At 63.0% G+C, this 18059-nt stretch carries 13 protein-coding genes and 1 pseudogene; 12 read left to right on the forward strand and 2 right to left on the reverse strand.

The genetic code is table 11. From position 1 onward, the window contains the following. Nucleotides 1–64: 64 nt before the first annotated feature. The 7 genes from mutM to gyrB all read left to right on the forward strand — a co-directional run bounded on the left by mutM (nt 65) and on the right by gyrB (nt 8998). A complete protein-coding gene (gene mutM / locus DQG17_RS12835; RefSeq protein ID WP_116133257.1) occupies nt 65–916 on the forward strand; it encodes a bifunctional DNA-formamidopyrimidine glycosylase/DNA-(apurinic or apyrimidinic site) lyase in 852 nt (283 codons plus the stop codon). A 64-nt stretch (nt 917–980) separates the two neighbouring features. Further along, complete coding sequence (locus DQG17_RS12840) at nt 981–1757, forward strand: enoyl-CoA hydratase (protein ID WP_116133258.1); 777 nt, start codon at nt 981–983, stop codon at nt 1755–1757. Between the two features lie 86 nt (nt 1758–1843). Next, a complete protein-coding gene (gene rpsT, locus DQG17_RS12845; RefSeq protein WP_116133259.1) occupies nt 1844–2110 on the forward strand; it encodes a 30S ribosomal protein S20 in 267 nt (88 codons plus the stop codon). Between the two features lie 564 nt (nt 2111–2674). Then, nucleotides 2675–4084, forward strand: a complete 1410-nt coding sequence (gene dnaA, locus DQG17_RS12850; protein WP_232829433.1) for a chromosomal replication initiator protein DnaA — start codon at nt 2675–2677, stop codon at nt 4082–4084. 113 nt (nt 4085–4197) lie between these two features. Further along, a complete protein-coding gene (gene dnaN, locus DQG17_RS12855) occupies nt 4198–5316 on the forward strand; it encodes a DNA polymerase III subunit beta (RefSeq protein WP_116133261.1) in 1119 nt (372 codons plus the stop codon). Between the two features lie 49 nt (nt 5317–5365). Next, entirely contained in the window at nt 5366–6481 is a 1116-nt protein-coding gene (recF, locus tag DQG17_RS12860) for a DNA replication/repair protein RecF (RefSeq protein WP_116133262.1), read from the forward strand. A gap of 99 nt (nt 6482–6580) precedes the next feature. Next, nucleotides 6581–8998 carry a DNA topoisomerase (ATP-hydrolyzing) subunit B gene (gene gyrB / locus DQG17_RS12865; protein WP_116133263.1) on the forward strand — a complete coding sequence of 806 codons (2418 nt, stop codon included), beginning with the start codon at nt 6581–6583 and terminating at the stop codon, nt 8996–8998. Between the two features lie 25 nt (nt 8999–9023). On the opposite strand, the pseudogene DQG17_RS12870 reads toward gyrB, so the two are convergent. Both DQG17_RS12870 and DQG17_RS12875 read right to left on the reverse strand, forming a co-directional pair. Then, nucleotides 9024–9430, reverse strand: a pseudogene (locus tag DQG17_RS12870) (IS5 family transposase); the annotation flags it as partial. Between the two features lie 86 nt (nt 9431–9516). Continuing rightward, nucleotides 9517–11076: a D-aminopeptidase gene (locus tag DQG17_RS12875; protein ID WP_369908041.1), complete on the reverse strand. Its 1560-nt coding sequence runs from the start codon at nt 11074–11076 to the stop codon at nt 9517–9519. A 281-nt stretch (nt 11077–11357) separates the two neighbouring features. Here DQG17_RS12875 and DQG17_RS12880 point away from each other — a divergent pair, with 281 nt between their 5' ends. The 5 genes from DQG17_RS12880 (at nt 11358) to DQG17_RS12900 (ending at nt 18005) form a co-directional block, all read left to right on the forward strand. Then, entirely contained in the window at nt 11358–12353 is a 996-nt protein-coding gene (locus DQG17_RS12880; RefSeq protein WP_232829434.1) for a proline iminopeptidase-family hydrolase, read from the forward strand. 97 nt (nt 12354–12450) lie between these two features. After that, nucleotides 12451–14142, forward strand: a complete 1692-nt coding sequence (locus tag DQG17_RS12885; RefSeq protein ID WP_116133266.1) for an ABC transporter substrate-binding protein — start codon at nt 12451–12453, stop codon at nt 14140–14142. 106 nt (nt 14143–14248) lie between these two features. Continuing rightward, complete coding sequence (locus DQG17_RS12890; protein ID WP_232829435.1) at nt 14249–15187, forward strand: ABC transporter permease; 939 nt, start codon at nt 14249–14251, stop codon at nt 15185–15187. After that, a complete protein-coding gene (locus DQG17_RS12895) occupies nt 15187–16158 on the forward strand; it encodes an ABC transporter permease (protein WP_116133268.1) in 972 nt (323 codons plus the stop codon). Before DQG17_RS12890 ends, DQG17_RS12895 begins: the two co-directional genes overlap by 1 nt. Then, the gene (locus tag DQG17_RS12900; protein ID WP_116133269.1) at nt 16155–18005 is read left to right on the forward strand and encodes an ABC transporter ATP-binding protein; all 1851 of its coding nucleotides are present in this window, start codon (nt 16155–16157) and stop codon (nt 18003–18005) included. The genes DQG17_RS12895 and DQG17_RS12900 overlap by 4 nt, the downstream gene beginning before the upstream one ends. Nucleotides 18006–18059: the final 54 nt, after the last annotated feature.

An 18059-nucleotide genomic window follows, 5' to 3' on the forward strand; every position in this document is an offset into this window, starting at 1 on the left:
CTTATAGGGTGCTGCGGGAGGGTTACAATGGACCCTGCCGGAGCCTGCGGCGAAGGGGGTCAGTATGCCGGAACTGCCAGAGGTCGAAACTGTCCGGCGCGGGTTGGAACCGGCGATGACCGGGCAGGTGATCGACCACGCCGAGATCCGTCGCCCCGACCTTCGCTGGCCGCTGCCAGACCGCATGGCCGATCGTCTTGCAGGCCGCCGGGTCGAACGGCTGCGGCGGCGGGCGAAGTACATTCTCGCCGATCTCGACAGCGGCGAGTCGGTGCTGATCCACCTCGGGATGTCGGGGCGCATGACGATCTCCGGTGCGGCGCCCGGCAGTTTTCATCATGAGCGGCTGCTGGCGGTAAAGCACGACCACATCGTGCTCGACATGGCAAACGGCGCGCGCATCGCCTTCAACGACGCCCGCCGGTTCGGGATGATGGATCTGGTCGCAACCGCGACGGCCGAGACCCACCCGTTGCTGGCGCAGCTTGGCCCCGAACCGCTGGGCAACGGCTTCGACGAAACCTATCTGGTTGCGGCGCTGGCCGGACGGCGGTCGCCGGTCAAGGCGGCGCTGCTCGACCAGCGGGTGCTGGCGGGGCTGGGAAACATCTATGTCTGCGAGGTTCTGCATCGCGCCGGGATCGCACCGACCCGCCGCTGCGACCGGCTGGCGCGCGCACGCGTCGCGGCCATTGTGCCGGTGATCCGCGAGGTTCTGCAGGAAGCAATCGAGGCCGGAGGCGCCAGCCTGCGCGACCATCGTCAGGCAAGCGGGGAACTGGGCTATTTTCAGCACCGATTTCGGGTTTATGACCGCGAGGGGTTGCCTTGCCCGCGCGAGGGCTGTTCAGGAACGATCCGGCGAATCGTTCAATCCGCTAGATCGACTTTCCTGTGCCCGCAATGTCAAAGATAGCTTGATCGCCCCTGTCACGGTGGTAACCCTTCGCACTTGTGAAACCATTGAAAGGCTCCGCCGCATGGCTTTCGAGACCCTGATCGTGGAGATCGACGATCATATCTGCCTTATCCGCCTGAATCGTCCCGAGGCGCTGAACGCCTTGAATTCTCAACTTCTGGGAGAGCTCTGCGAGGCGCTGCAAGAGGCCGAAAAGAACGAAAAGGTCCGTTGCATTGTCCTGACCGGCTCGGAGAAGGCCTTTGCTGCCGGTGCCGACATTGCCGAAATGTCCGGGAAAAGCTTCGTCGACGTTCTTTCCAACGATATCTTCGGGGCCGAACACGGGGTCATCACCCGTTGCCGAAAGCCGATCATTGCCGCTGTTGCCGGCTATGCCCTGGGCGGGGGCTGCGAGCTGGCGATGATGTGCGACTTCATCATTGCTGCGGACACCGCCAAGTTCGGCCAGCCCGAAATCAATCTCGGCGTGATCGCCGGTATGGGCGGCACGCAGCGTCTGACCCGCTATGTCGGCAAGTCGAAGTCCATGGAAATGCACCTGACCGGGCGTTTCATGGACGCCGAAGAGGCCGAGCGCTCGGGTCTCGTCTCGCGCGTGGTGCCCGCCAAGAAGCTGATGGAAGAGGCGATGGCTGCCGCGAACAAGATCTCGCGGAAATCGGCGCTGAGCGTCATGGCGGCGAAGGAGGCGGTGAACCGCGCCTATGAGGTGCCGTTGAGCGAAGGCCTTCTGTTCGAACGCCGTCTTTTCCAGTCGCTTTTTGCGACCGAGGACCAGAAGGAAGGCATGGGGGCTTTCCTTGAGAAACGCGAGGCCCAGTTCCGCGACAGGTAGGGCGATTTTGCAGTTGACTCATTTCCGCAAGCCGCCTAGAGACGCGGCTTCAGGAAAGCAATCACCGACATCCGGAACTCTATCACATGGCTAATACGCCCCAGTCCAAGAAGCGCGCCCTCCAGAATGAGCGGAGCTATGCCGTCAACAAGGCACGCCGTTCACGCATTCGTACCTTCCTCAAGAAGGTCGAGGAAGCGATCGCAACAGGGGACAAGGAGGCCGCTGCCGCAGCTCTTCGCTCCGTTCAGCCCGAGCTGATGCGGGGGGTGTCGAAGGGTATTCTGCACAAGAACACTGTGGCGCGGAAGATGTCCCGCCTGTCGTCGCGCGTCAAGACTCTCGGCGCCTGAGCACATTTCCGATCCAGATTTTGGGGCGTGTCCTTCCGGGGCACGCCTTTTTTGTTGAGCCGTTAAACTTTATTAATTTCAACGAATTAGCTACGGTTTTCGGATTCGTTCCGGCAAAGATTGAGTCAAGATCGAAGATCGGTTGCGCGCGCTCTACCCCAGTTGCTAGCTTGCCTGTGCGATTCACTTCGTCCGGGGGGACATGGATCGGAAACGGTTCTCGGTAGCGTTTGGGGAAGTTCACTGCCGGATCTGCCGTTACACGATCAAGCTTCCAAAGGGCGGCCTGCCGGCCGTTCCGGGAGTTGGCTTTGAAAAGAGTTTGAAATTCAAGCTCTTTGCCTGGCCTCATGTCCACAACATTTCATACGCTCGTTCGGCGGTGTCCCCGCCGGAATTGGGCGCTTTGCAGGCGTGGCAGGCCGGTGAGTCGGAACCTCGGTTCCGGTATGGGATGTGTTTTCTCTGACGCTGCGAAACGTGGCTGCAATTGTGGCCCGGCGGGCGTCCGGCAGGACCCGTCGATACCGAGGCAACGAGAAAAACGAAATGGACATGGGCAAAATGACCAACGACACCTGGGGACGTGTGCGGCAGGAACTCTTGGAGGTTGTCGGTAAGAACAACTACGTCACCTGGATCGAGCCGCTCGAATTCGCGCAGCTCGAAAACGGCGTGGCGCGGTTTCATGTGCCCACAAATTTCATCGGCGACTGGGTTTCGCGTAATTACGGCGATCATATCATTCGGCTGATCGGCCGCTCCGGCAACCACGTCGACCGCGTCGAGTTCCGTGTTGCGGCAAACGTGACCGCCCGCCCATGCCCTGCCGACAGCCGCGATCCCGTCGCCCAGAGCAAGCGCACACCGGTGCAACAGGCCGTCAACCACCCTGTCGCCGCCGCCAGCGCCAGCGCCTCTGACGGCTCGGAAATGCCCGGCGCGCCGCTCGACCGCCGTTATACCTTTGACACCTTCGTCGTGGGCAAACCGAACCAGCTGGCCCATGCAGCGGCCCGCCGTGTCGCCGAAGGCGGCCCCGTGGCCTTCAACCCGCTGTTCCTTTATGGCGGCGTCGGCCTTGGCAAGACCCACCTGATGCACGCCATCGCCTGGCAGCTTCAGTCCGACCGCCCCGAGCTCAAGGTCGTCTATCTCTCGGCCGAACAGTTCATGTATCGATTCGTTCGCGCTCTGCGCGAGAACGGCACGATCCAGTTCAAGGAAATGTTCCGCTCGGTCGACGTGCTGATGGTCGATGACGTCCAGTTCATTGCCGGCAAGGACAGCACGCAGGAAGAGTTCTTCCATACCTTCAACGCGCTGGTGAACCAGAACAAGCAGATCATCCTGTCGGCCGACCGGGCCCCGGGCGAGATCAAGAAGCTGGAGGAGCGTATCGCCAGCCGGCTGCAGTCCGGCCTGGTGGTTGACCTGCACCCCACCGACTATGAACTGCGTCTGGGCATCCTGCAGCACAAGGTCGATCAGTATCGCGATGCCAATCCGGGCCTGGTGATCCGCCCCGGCGTGCTCGAATTCCTCGCGCACCGGATTTCGACCAACGTGCGGGTGCTGGAAGGCGCGTTGACCAAGCTGTTCGCCTTCGCCTCGCTGGTTGGGCAGGACATCTCGCTCGAACTGACCCAGGATTGCCTTGCCGACGTGCTGCGCGCATCCGACCGCAAGGTCACGGTCGAGGAGATCCAGCGCAAGGTCTCGGAACATTTCAACATGCGGATGTCCGACATGATCGGGCCAAAGCGCCACCGCACCATCGCCCGGCCGCGGCAGATGGCGATGTATCTGTCAAAGCAGCTCACCTCGCGGTCCTTGCCCGAGATCGGCCGCCGGTTCGGCGGGCGCGACCACACCACGGTGATGCATGCGGTCAAGCGGATCGAGGAACTGAAGGCCGTGGACAACCAGATCGCCGAGGATCTGGAAATGTTGCGGCGGATTCTCGAGGCCTGAGACTCCCCTGGCCCCGAGTGCGTCGCCAATCCGCATCACTGTGGCCTTTAGGCACTTGTGCGCAGAGGGGAACGCGATAGGGTGCTGTTCCCGGCAGAATTGAGAGCGGTTGCATGAAAATCAGCATCGAACGCGGAACCCTGCTCAAGGCGGTGGCCCAAGCCCAGTCGGTCGTCGAGCGTCGGAACACAATTCCCATACTTGCCAACGTGCTGATCGAGGCCGAAGGCGACGCCGTGAGCTTCCGCGCCACCGACCTTGATATCGAGGTGGTGGACAAGGCGCCTGCAGTGGTCGAACGGTCCGGCGCGACGACGGTTTCGGCCGTGACGCTGCACGAGATCGTGCGCAAGCTGCCCGATGGCGCGCTGGTGCGGCTGGCCGACGATGGCACTTCGGGCCGGTTGGTGGTCGAGGCGGGGCGTTCGACCTTTACCCTCGCAACCCTGCCGCGCGAGGATTTTCCGGTGATGGCGACCACCGACTACAGTTCGAACTTTTCAGCGCCGGCGCCCGTGCTGCGGCGGCTGTTCGACAAGTCGAAATTCGCGATCTCGACCGAGGAAACCCGCTATTATCTGAATGGCGTCTACATGCACGTGTCCCAGGGCGACAGCGGCATGGTGCTGCGCTGCGTCGCGACCGACGGCCACCGTCTGGCGCGGATCGACGCCGACCTGCCGCCGGGGGCCGAGACGATGCCGGGCGTGATCGTGCCGCGCAAGACGGTGAACGAACTGCGCAAGCTGCTAGAGGACGACAAGACCGAGATTGCGGTTTCGGTGTCGGAAACCAAGGTCCGCTTCGCCACCCCCGAGATCACGCTGACCTCGAAGGTGATCGACGGCACCTTCCCGGACTATGCCCGTGTCATTCCCATCGGCAACACGCGCAAGCTCGAGGTGGACGCCAGCGAATTCGCGCGGGCCGTGGACCGTGTCGCCACCGTGTCCTCGGAACGTTCGCGCGCCGTCAAGCTGGCGCTTGAGAACGACCGGCTGGTGCTGTCGGTCAACGCACCCGACAGCGGCGCCGCCGAAGAGGAACTGCTGGTCGCCTATGATGACGAACGGCTGGAAATCGGTTTCAACGCCAAGTACCTGCTGGAAATCGCAAGTCAGGTGGACCGCGAGAATGCGGTATTCCTGTTCAATTCCTCGGGCGATCCGACGCTGATGCGCGAAGGCGGTGATACCAGCGCCATCTATGTCGTGATGCCGATGCGGGTCTGACCGGCCCGCGGGTGCCCTGTCGGGGCGCCTTTGGGCGGAAAGGAACGGAATGGCCGGGCTTGCCGTCACTTCGCTGAGCCTGTCGCATTTCCGCTCGCACCGGTCGGCGCGGGTTGCGGCCGACACTCGACCCGTCGCGATCTTTGGCCCGAACGGGTCGGGCAAGACCAACCTGCTTGAGGCGCTGTCGCTGCTGTCGCCCGGTCGCGGTCTGCGGCGGGCCACTGCGGTCGAGATGGCGCGACTGCCCGAGTCCATCGGCTGGAAGATCGCCGCGACCGTTGCGGGGCCGCATGGACCGCACGAGATTGCCACCTGGTCCGAGGGCGGCGCGGCACGGCAGGTCGCGATTGACGACAAGGCCGCGACGCAGGTCGCGCTGGGGCGGATCCTGCAGGTGCTGTGGCTGGTTCCGGCGATGGACCGGCTCTGGACCGAAGGGGCCGAGGGGCGTCGGAGGTTCCTCGACCGGATGGTGATGAGCTTCGAGCCGTCGCACGCCGAGGCGGTGCTGACCTATGAGAAAGCGATGCGCGAACGCAACCGGCTGTTGAAGGACCAGCGCCGCGATCCCGCCTGGTACGCCGCGCTCGAGGCGCAGATGGCGCGCGCCGGGGCACAGATCCAGTCGGGCCGCGAGCGGTCGCTGGCGCGGATCGCCCGGGCACAGGAGGGGGCAGGGACTGCGACATTCCCTGCCGCCGATCTGGCGTTGTCGGACCCCGAGGGCCGGCCGGCGCCAGAGGATGCCGGGGCACTGGCCGAGGCGCTGGCCGCCGGGCGTCGCCGCGACCTTGCTGCCGGGCGTACCCTGACCGGCCCGCACCGCGCCGATCTGGAGGCGACCTTCGCCGCCAAGGGGATCCCGGCGCGGGCCTGTTCGACCGGCGAGCAAAAGGCGCTGCTGCTGTCGCTGGTGCTGTCGAACGCCCGGGCCCTGGCCGAGGATACGGGCGCAAGCCCGATCCTGTTGCTCGACGAGGTTGCGGCCCACCTCGATGCCGACCGCCGCAGGGCGCTTCATGCCGAGATCCTGGCACTTGGCGCGCAGGCCTGGATGACCGGCACCGGGGCGGAATTGTTCGCCGATCTCGGCCCCCGGGCGCGCCGGCTGCAGGTTTCGGACAGCGCCGGCACCTCGGTTGTCACGACACTTGACGAATGATCGCGCCGCCTGCCGGAACCGGGCGCAAAGATGCCTCTGCGACGTGACAATCCGACGCCGACCCCGTATAAGTCACCGACTAGAAGAAGGAAGGGCCGAATGGCAGACGACGCGATCGCCCGCGAGGAATACGGCGCTGATTCCATCAAGGTTTTGAAGGGGTTGGAGGCGGTTCGCAAACGGCCCGGAATGTACATCGGTGATACCGACGATGGTTCTGGCCTGCATCACATGGTCTATGAGGTCGTTGACAACGGCATCGACGAGGCGCTTGGCGGCCACGCCGATACGGTAACGGTCACGATCAATGCCGACAGCTCTGTCTCGGTCTTCGACAACGGCCGCGGCATCCCCACCGACATCCACCACGACGAGGGTGTGAGCGCGGCCGAGGTCATCATGACCCAGCTTCACGCCGGGGGGAAATTCGACCAGAATTCCTACAAGGTGTCGGGCGGTCTGCACGGCGTCGGCGTCTCGGTGGTGAACGCGCTGTCCGAATGGCTCGAGCTGCGGATCTGGCGCGGCGGCAACGAACATTTTGCCCGCTTCGAACATGGCGATTGCGTCGAACATCTGCGCGTGGTGGGTCCGGCCAACGGACGCCGCGGGACCGAGGTCACGTTCATGGCCTCGACCGAGACGTTCTCGAACGTCGAATATTCGTTCAAGACGCTGGAAGCCCGGCTGCGCGAGCTGGCGTTCCTCAACTCTGGCGTTCGCATCGTCCTGCGCGACGAGCGCCCGGCCGAGGTGCTGGAAATCGCGCTGGAATACGAGGGCGGGGTGCGCGAGTACGTCCGCTACCTCGACCGGTCCAAGACCTCGGCGATGGAAGAACCGATCTATATTGTCGGCGAACGCGACGGGATCGGGGTCGAGATCGCCATGTGGTGGAACGATAGCTATCACGAGAACGTCCTGCCCTTCACCAACAACATCCCGCAGCGCGATGGCGGCACCCACCTTGCCGGCTACCGCGGCGCGCTGACCCGGACGATGAACCTCTATGCCGGGGCCTCTGGCATCGCGCGCAAGGAAAAGATCAACTTCACCGGCGACGATGCCCGCGAGGGGCTGACATGCGTGCTGTCGGTCAAGGTGCCCGATCCCAAGTTCAGTTCGCAGACCAAGGACAAGCTGGTCAGCTCCGAGGTGCGGCCCGTGGTCGAGGGGCTGGTGAACGAAAAGCTCGGCGAGTGGTTCGAGGAACATCCGAGCCAGGCCAAGATCATCATCGGCAAGATCGTCGAGGCGGCTCTCGCGCGCGAGGCTGCGCGCAAGGCGCGCGAGCTGACCCGCCGCAAGACTGCGATGGACGTCGCAAGCCTGCCCGGCAAGCTTGCCGATTGTCAGGAAAAGGACCCCGCCAAGTCCGAGATCTTCCTTGTCGAGGGTGACTCGGCCGGCGGTTCGGCCAAACAGGGCCGGCACCGGTTGAATCAGGCGGTGCTGCCGCTGCGCGGCAAGATCCTCAACGTCGAACGGGCGCGGTTCGACCGCATGCTGTCGAGTCAGGAGATCGGCACGCTGATCACGGCACTCGGCACCGGGATTGGGCGCGACGAGTTCGATATCGCGAAGCTGCGCTATCACAAGATCATCATCATGACCGACGCGGACGTCGACGGCGCCCACATCCGCACGCTGCTGCTGACCTTCTTCTTCCGCCAGATGCCGGAGTTGATCGAGCAGGGCCACCTCTTCATTGCCCAGCCGCCGCTCTACAAGGTCAGTCGCGGCAAGTCGGAACGCTATCTGAAGGATCAGGCCGAACTGAACGACTATCTGATCGAGATGGGGATCGACGGTGCCCGGCTGCGGCTCGGCTCGGGCGAGGAAATCGTCGGGCAGGACCTCAAGCGGGTGATCGACGAGGCCCGCGATCTGCGACGGATCCTGCGCGCCTTTCCGACCCACTATCCGCAACATATCCTCGAACAGGCCGCCATCGCCGGTGCGTTCCTGGCCGGGCAGGTCGATGCAGACCTGCAGGGTACCGCGGATCGGGTGGCCGAACGGCTCGACCTGATCTCGGCCGAATACGAACGCGGCTGGCAGGGTCGGCCGACCCAGGACCGCGGCATCCAGCTTGCACGCGCCGTGCGTGGGGTCGAGGAACTGCGCCGCCTCGATGGCCAGGTTCTGCGCTCGGGCGAGGCGCGGCGGCTTGGTCAGCACACCAGCATCCTGCAAGAGGTCTACGGCTCGACCGCGCACCTTTTGCGCAAGGAAAAGAACGTCGAGATCCACGGCCCCCTCGGTCTGCTGCAGTCGATCCTCGAAGAAGGCGAACGGGGACTGACCCTGCAGCGCTACAAGGGTTTGGGCGAAATGAACCCGAGCCAGCTTTGGGAGACCACGCTTGACCCCGATGCGCGGCGGCTGCTGCAGGTCCGGGTCGAAGACCTGTCCGAAGCCGACGACATCTTTACCAAGCTCATGGGCGATGTCGTGGAGCCGCGGCGCGAGTTCATCCAGACCAACGCGCTCAACGTCGCGAACCTCGACGCCTGATCTGCTGCGGGGGCGCACTCCATACGGTCTTTATGGGCAGGCCGGCAGCGCAGACGAGGAGGTGGATCTTGGTCGTGAAGCCTCCTCTTGAGCGGCCAGAACCTTGCCGCGGAGTCCCCCCTTCAGCGCCCGCTGCATGATGGGCGCGGACCACGGTGCTGTCGATCATCTTGCGTGCATGCGGCGCAGCCCCGCTTTCGTTCAGGGCGTCCATGATCCGCTCCCAGAGCCCGGCAGGGTCCGGCGCCGGAATTGTCGGTAGACGCTTGACCACTCCTCGAACTCTGCCGGCAGGTCTCGCCACGGGGCACTGGTGCGGGCTATCCAGAAAATCCCGTCCAGAACAAGGCGGTGGTTGGCAGGTTTGCGCGCGTTCGGCGGGCGGATTGCCAAGATGAACCGTTCAAGGAACGTCGATTCCTCATCCGGCATCGAGTCTCGTGCCAAGCTGGCTCAATCGCAGATACCAGCCTGAGTCACGCTTGCCGCGCGGTGTGACCCCCTTTTGTCCACACGCCCTAAGCCACCTTTCGATACGCGATATTGCGTGCCAGCCAGCACGACAATGTCCCGCCCGTGACATGACCATCGGCATTGCGCATCACAGTGAACGTCCAGCTGCCAGGAGCCGGCGCATCCATCGAACGCCGTGTGACAAGCTCCCAGATATCCTGCGCGACCGGGTAAAGAGGCTCCATCTGCCCGGTTCCCAGAAGGCCGATGAACTGCATGCTGGCCGCGCCGTCGCGGATTTCGATGCGCATTTCGGTCTGCAGCTCATCGGTTTCGTAGGTTCCAGCTGCATCCATGTCGCAAATCCCGGGCACTTCGGTGATCGGATCAAGCTGGCGCTGCGTGTTTTCAGAGACGATGCCCAGTATCAAGGCATCGCCGGCACGCTGCAGACTGACATCCGGCGCAACAAGGCGGTCATCGTCGGCAAGGCTCAGCTGCGTCGCATCTGTGAAATACTGCAAGTCGGCCGTGCGGCGCCCGGGCGTGATACGCGTCAGCATTCCGCGGTCCCGATCGATCCAGGTCCCCGCCCAGCCCTCTGGCAGAGGCTGCGACTCAGGCTCGGTCTTGCCCAGGGCGGCGAAGGCAATCTGCCGAGCACAGGCGTGGGCATCGGCTTCGTGATTGAACATCACCACCACTGACAGGCGGGCCTCGGGGCAATACAGCCGGTGAATGCGAAAGCCGCGCAAGGCACCGCCATGGCCGGTTGCGGCAAGTGTTCCGATCCGTTCATGGACAAGCCCAAAGCCGTACCAGGCCGGCGTGCCTTCGCTGAAAGTGGGCTGCTTCGAAATGCGGGTATACAGTCCACTTTCGTCCTCACGCTGGGCGTCGATCCAGTGTTCATAGGCCATCATGTCACTGAGCGAGGCTGAAATACCCGCATCGCCGCGCCAGTAGATGCCGTTGTCGGCGGGTATGAAGCCATGATCCCCGTTGCCTTCATAGCCCACCACGCCATCCTCTGGGTGGCGTGTATCGGCGGTCAGAACGGCGGTTTTCATGCCCGCAGGTCCCCAGATATGGGTCTGATATAGCGTCTCCAGATCCGAGCCAGTCTCGGCCTCGATCATCTCGCTCAGGATGCGGTAGTTGCAGTTGCAATAGGAATAACTGGTGCCCGGGGGGAAATGCCCGCTGCGCATCCGGGCGATCAGCGGCAGAGCGTCCTCTCGCCTGAAGGTCTGTTCGGCAAGCCCGCCGTGCAGCACCGTCAGCGCCCAATAGTCACGCAGCCCGGACTGATTGTGGCACAGCTGGCGCACGGAGGGGAGTTCGGTGGCCAGATTCGGCAGAAACGGCGGCAGTTTGTCTTCCAGCACCTCAGGCTCGCCAACCGCCGCCAGAAGGGTCGCACAGGTGAATTGCTTGGAGATCGAACAGATCGGCATCCGCGTGTCGACACTCATCGCTTTGCCGCGCGCCAGATCGCTGTAGCCCCAGGCGCGGCTTGCGACGATCTCGCCATCTTTCAGGACGCCGATTAGCCCGCCCGGTCCCTGAAACCGCTTTGGCACGGCATTGATTGCGTCTTCCAAAGTGGCGCGGCTGAGGTCAATCATCGGTGTGAGTCCAGTATCTGATCGAAAACTCAGCAGCCCCTAACTGATCGCCAGTGATTCGGCCACGGTAGGTCAGAAAGTGCAACTAGGTGATGCACCTTCAGGCATCACTCGCTAAGCTGCAAGCGTACTCGCCTATCTTTTGGGCAAATAGGGCGATCAACTGGACTCTTGTCGCCATTGTTACCATGGCAACGGTGGGAACTTGTATGTGAAAATCGCAGCTTGGCACGCACGGCTTTCGCGCCCGCTGTCAGACCAGAGGTTTGGAGACAGGTATGGCGTGGCCTGACCCCGGCTGGCGTCGGGCAAGAGAAAACAGTTCGAACAAGAAAGACAAGGACCGCCCCATGACGACGCACGAAGGTTTCGCCCCCTTTCGGTCCTGGAAGACATGGTACCGTGTCACCGGGGAGCTTAACTCTGGCAAGACACCGCTGATCGTGGCCCATGGCGGACCTGGCTGCACACATGACTATGTCGACAGCTTCAAGGCACTCGCGCAGGACGGGCGCGCGGTCATCCACTACGATCAGCTCGGCAATGGAAAATCGACCCATCTGCCTGAAAAGGGCGCCGACTTCTGGACCGTGGATCTGTTTCTTGAAGAGCTAGACAACCTGATCGCGCACCTGAAACTTGACGCGGGGTACGACCTTCTCGGGCAATCCTGGGGGGGGATGCTGGGCGCGGAATTCGCGATACGTCAGCCGGTCGGTCTGCGCGCTCTCGTCATAGCGGATTCACCGGCTTCGATGGAGATCTGGGCCGATGAGGCAAACCGCCTGCTGGCCGACCTGCCACAGGATGTGCAGCAGATATTGCGCGCGCATGAAGAGGCCGGAACCACCGACAGCGAAGCCTATAAGGAGGCGGCGAAGGTTTTCAGCGCCCGCCACATCTGCCGCCTGCAACCACTTCCGGACGATGTGCAACGCACCAATGATGCGGTCGACAGCGATCCGACAGTCTATCACACGATGATCGGCCCCAGCGAATTCCACATCCGGGGGACGCTGAAGACCTGGTCGGTCATCGACCGTCTGACGGCCATCGACGTGCCCACCCTGCTGATTTCGGGGGCCTATGACGAAGCAACCCCCGCCACGATGCAACCGTTTCAAGACCTTGTTCCCGACGTGCGTTGGCATGTCTTTCCAAATTCCAGCCACATGCCGCACCTTGAGGAATTCGAGGACTGCATGCGGGTTGTCGGCGACTTTCTGGCGCAATGTGAGGCCTCGTCCCCGCACCCAGAGGTGGCCCGCGCCTGATGGCATCCTGAACGGCGCCGCAGGACACCTGGGTGCGCGCACTCAGGTGTCCTGCGGTTAAAAACGCGATCATCCCCTATTCTGAAAGGACAAATGTATGGACCTCAGGGTTACTTCTAGGAGAGGTCGACGCGGTCGCGCGCTCGCCCGCCTTGCGATCACGGCAGCAATGATTCCCGCCGTCGCGCCCGCCTTGGCACAGGCACAAGAGGCCCATCGCGGTGGCACGATGCAGCTGATGGCCGTGGCATCGGGCGGCACGCTTGACCCGCAGATCAACTACACAGCACAGTTCTGGCAGCTCTACAGCGCCACCTACGACGGGCTGGTGGCGTTCAAGAAGGCCGATGGGCCCGAAAGCAACACCGTCGTGCCCGACCTGGCCGCCGACATGCCGACCGTCAGCGCTGATGGCAAGACCTACACCTTCACTCTGCGCAAGGGCGTGAAGTTCTCCAACGGCGATGACGTGACGCCTGAGGATGTCGTCGCGTCCTTGCAGCGGATCTTCAAGGTCAGCAGCCCCACCTCCGGCAGCTTCTACAATGGCATCGTGGGCGCGGACGACTGCCTGTCCAGCCCCGCAGATTGCACCCTTGAGGGAGGCGTCATCGCGGACGCCGACGCCAATACGGTAACGATCAATCTGGTCGAGCCGGATCCCGAGTTCCTGTTCAAGCTCAGCGTGCCGCATGCCTCGATCCTGCCAAAGGGCACGGCGGCGAAGGACATGGGCAATACCCCGATCCCCGGAACCGGGGCCTACATGTTCACCTCCTATGATGCCAACAACTCCCTGACGATGGAGCGCAATCCCCACTTTGTGGAATGGAGCGCGGACGCCCAGCCCGAGGGCTATGCCGACAAGATCGAGTACAAGTTCGGCGGCACCGAGGAATCCGCGGTCAACGCCGTCATGAACGGTCAGGCTGACTGGAGCTTCGATCCTCTGCCCGCCGACCGACTGGCCGAACTGAGCACCAACGCCACCGATCAGCTGCATGTACATGCGCAGTCGGCATGGTGGTATGCGCCGATGAACGTGAACATCCCGCCCTTCAACGATGTGCGCGTGCGTCAGGCGCTGAACTATGCGGTCGACCGCAATGCGCTGGTATCGGTCTTCGGCGGACCGGCTCTTGCCCAGCCGGTGTGCCAGATCCTGCCGCCGGATTTCCCCGGCCATGAGGACAGCTGCATCTACACCCAGGATCCGGGCGACACCTGGAGCGCGCCGGATATGGACAAGGCCCGCGCGCTGGTCGCGGAAAGCGGCACCAAGGGTGAAAAGGTGAATGTCGTCACCGAGGACAACGCTGCATCGCGCGGTGTCGGCACCTACCTGCAGTCGGTTCTGACCGATCTTGGCTATGACGCGACGGTGCAGACCGTCTCCGGCGACATCCAGTTCACCTATATCCAGAACACCAACAACAACGTGCAGATCTCGGTCACCCAATGGTACATGGACTACCCGGCCGCCTCCAACTTCCTGAACGTTCTGTTCGGCTGCGGCTCGTTCCACCCAGGCTCGGACTCCTCGATCAACATCGCGGGTTTCTGTGACGAGGAGATCGATGCGCGTATGAAGTCTGCCATGACTCTGGGTGCCACGGACCCCGAGGCCGCCAATGCGGAATGGGCCAAGATCGACTACGCTGTCATGGAAAAGGCCCCGGCTGTCCCCTTGTTCACGCCGCGCCGCCTCGACCTGGTCTCCGAGCGCGTCGGCAACTTTGAGTACTCCAGCCTGTTCAATTGGCTGATTGCCAAGTCTTGGGTTCAGTGAAAGGTCTCAAATGACTTCGGTCTCCACCGATAAGTTGCCGCCCTCCCCGACCGGGGAGGGCGTTTCAGCCCCTGATGGTCCCTGGAAGCGTCTCTCGGCCGGGTTGTTGAGCAGTCCGACCGCCGTACTGTCCGGGATCGGGCTGATCCTGATCGTGATCGCGGTCCTTCTGGCCCCGCTCTACGCCAATCACGTGGCCCATACCGACCCCTTCCGATCCGGTCTGAGCGCCAAGATCGAGATTGACGGCAAGAAGGTCCCGGTCATGCAACGCTCCACCGAAGGGCTGGGACTTGGCGTGACGCCGATCGGCCCCACCTGGTCGGGCGAGTACATGCTGGGAGCGGATACCCAAGGGCGCGATGTCATGGCACGAATGCTCTACGGCGGGCGCAGCTCCTTGCTGATCGCGGCCTCGGCGACCATGCTGACGCTGGTCCTTGCTGCGATCATCGGCGTTGCGGCGGGGTACACGGGCGGGTTGGTCGATGGCGTTCTGTCGAACCTGATCGACATGATGTGGGCGTTTCCCGTCTATCTTCTGGCGATCTCTCTCTCCATCGTGATGATCGGCAAGACAATCGTGCTGGGTCCGATAGAGCTTTCGTCGTCCAGCCTGATCATTCCCATCACGATCATTGGCCTCGTCTATGTGCCATATGTAGCCCGGCCCGTGCGCGGCCGCGTCATGGCGATCAAGAACAGCGACTTCGTGCTGGCCGCACGCGGTCTTGGGGTCAGGCGGCACCGCATCCTGTTGCGCCATATCCTGCCCAACGTTCTGTCGACGCTGATCGTTTTTGCGCCCATGCTCACGGCGCTGAACATCGTCACGGAAAGCGCCCTGTCCTTTCTGTCCGTCGGGGTGCAAGCGCCGAACGCCAGCTGGGGGACCATCCTGCAAGACGGCCAGGCATTGCTTTATTCCCGCCCCACGGTGGCCCTTGCACCCGGGATCGCGATCATGGTCACAGTCCTGCTGCTCAATCTGTTTGGCGATGTCCTGCGTGACGTCCTGGACCCCAAATCTGCAAGGGGCCGCTGATGCTGACGAATTTTCTGTCGCGCCTTCTGCGGATGGTGATCGTGATGTTCGGCATTAGTGTGATCACCTTCCTGATCTTCTTCGCCACCCCCGGTTCGGACCCCGCCGCGCGGATCGCCGGGCGCAACGCGGCGCCTGAAACCATCGCAGCCGTGCGCCATGACTTCGGCCTCGACCGACCGCTGTATGTGCAATACGCCCTGATGATGGATCGCCTGTTCATCACGCGCGACCTTACGTCATTTGCCAACCGCGGGCAGAAAATCGTTCCGACCATCGTGTCCGCCGCCCCGGCAACCCTGTCGCTGGTGGCAGGTGCCGCGATCTTGTGGATGGCCCTTGGCGCAATGACCGGGATCATCGCAGCGGCCTTCAGGAACCGCCTGCCGGACAAGATCCTGATGGGCGCGTCGATGATGGCCGTCGCCATGCCGGTCTTCTGGGTGGGCGAGATGATCAACCTGGTTACCCAAAGCCGCCTGCATGACACATGGGCGTTTTCCTGGGTGCCGCCACTTGGCTACGTCCCCTTCACCTCGGACCCTGCAGGCTGGTTCCTGGCGCTGGTCTTTCCATGGATCTGCTTGGCGCTGTTGTATATCGGCCTCTATGGGCGGATGCTGCGGACCGGCATCATCGAAACCTATCAGGAAGACTATATTCGCACCGCCCGGTCCAAGGGGCTGAGCGCGCGCCGCGTCCTGCTGAAACATGCCACACGCACCGCGATCATTCCCATTGTCATCATGTTTGGCATGGATTTTGGCGTGCTTGTCGGCGGCGCGGCCGTTCTGACTGAGGTGGTGTTCGGCATCAATGGCGTGGGCCGTCTGACCTATCAGGCTCTCAAGGCGCTCGACCTGCCGATGATCATGGCAACGGTGCTCTATGCATCGTTCTTTGTTGTAGTGGCGAATGCGATCGTCGACGTGCTCTGCGTCATGATCGATCCACGAATGAGGCGGAAATGACCAAGTCTAGCGAAGAAAACCCAGCTCCGGTCCTGTCCGTACGTGGCCTGAGCGTGTCATTCCGTGGCGCGCGCGGCGTCTGGAGCGAGGTCGTGCGCGGCCTCGACCTGGAGATCGGCGCCGGTGAGACCGTGGCGCTGGTCGGGGAATCCGGGTCCGGCAAAAGCGTCACTTCCATGGCAATCACGCGCCTGCTGGACCCGGCGACGAGCAGGTTGGGCGGCAGTATCATTCTGGATGGTCAGGACATTCTGGCACTGAGCGAAGAGGACATGGTGTCCCGGATCCGCGGCCAGAAGGTTGCGATGATCTTTCAGGAGCCGATGACCAGCCTGCACCCGATCTACACCATCGGTGACCAGATCACCGAAGCGCTGACGGTGCACAGCCAGATATCCAAGGCCGAAGCCCGCAAACAGGCGATCGAACTGCTGCATCGCGTGCGCGTCCCACATGCCGAAGCGCGCATGTCGGATTTTCCGCACGCCTTCTCCGGCGGTATGCGCCAGCGCGTGATGATCGCGATAGCCCTTGCCTCGCGTCCCAAACTGCTGATCGCGGATGAGCCGACGACCGCGCTGGACGTCACCGTCGAGGGCGAGATTCTGGATCTGCTCAGGGATCTGCAGGAAGAATTCGGCATGGCCATGCTGTTTATCACCCATGACATGGGAGTGGTGGCCGAGGTCGCGGATCGCACGGTGGTGATGCTGCGCGGCGAAATGGTGGAAAGTGGCACGACGGCGCAGATCTTTGACGCGCCGGTGCAGCCCTATACCAAGGGCCTGCTGGCCAGCGTTCCAAGACTGGGTACCATGCGGGGTGAGCCGGTGCCGCTGCGCTTTCCGGTGGTCGACATGGCCAGTGGCTCTGTCACACCCGGCACCAAGCTGGATCGCACCCCCGACACCGCGGCACCCTTGCTGAAAATCCGCGACCTGGTGACCCGGTTCGACAAGCGTGGCGGATTGCTGCAACGGCGGGTCGCCCAGGTGCATGCGGTCGAGGACGTGTCCTTCGATATCTATCCGGGCGAAACCCTGTCGCTGGTCGGCGAATCCGGCTGCGGCAAATCGACGACGGGCAGGTCTCTGATCCAGTTGTCCGGGGGGCGCAGTTCCGGCAGCGTCGACCTGAAAGGAACCGAGCTGTTCGACGCCAGCGGCGAAAAGCTGCGCCGCCTGCGTCGGCGCATCCAGATGATCCCGCAGGATCCACTGGCCAGCCTGAGCCCCCGCATGACGATCTCAGAGGCGCTCACCGAGCCATTTCTGGAACATCGCATGGGCAGTCGCGCCGAGGCCCGTCAGAAGGCCGAAATGCTGATGAATCAGGTCGGCCTGCAGCCTGATATGCTGGCGCGTTTTCCGCACGAGTTTTCGGGCGGTCAGCGGCAGCGCGTGTGCGTCGCGCGCGCCCTGATGCTGGATCCGGAAATGATCATCGCGGACGAGTCCGTGTCCGCGCTGGATGTTTCGGTCAAGGCGCAGGTCGTCAATCTGCTGATGGATATCCAGCAGAACCTGGGGCTCGCCTTCCTGTTCATCTCGCATGACATCGCGGTGGTCGAACGGATCAGCCATCGCATTGCGGTGATGTATCTTGGCGAAATTGTCGAGATCGGACCGCGTGCTGCGATCATGGAGAGCCCGGCGCATCCCTATACCCGCCGGCTGATCGAGGCTGTCGCCGTTCCTGATCCCTCGCGCCGCCACAGCCGCCGCAGTCAAGAACCGGTGGAACTGAAGACGCCGTTGCACCCGATGTCCTATGTGCCGCCGAAACGCCGATATATCGAGATCACACCCGGCCATCTGGTGCGCGACGACGCGATGACAGCCGCTTGAGGGAACCGAAGGGCCGGAGGCAGTGCGTGCTGCCCCCCGCCTCCCGGCCCGGCC

The organism is Tropicimonas sp. IMCC34043, assembly GCF_003390845.1.
GTDB lineage: Bacteria > Pseudomonadota > Alphaproteobacteria > Rhodobacterales > Rhodobacteraceae > Tropicimonas.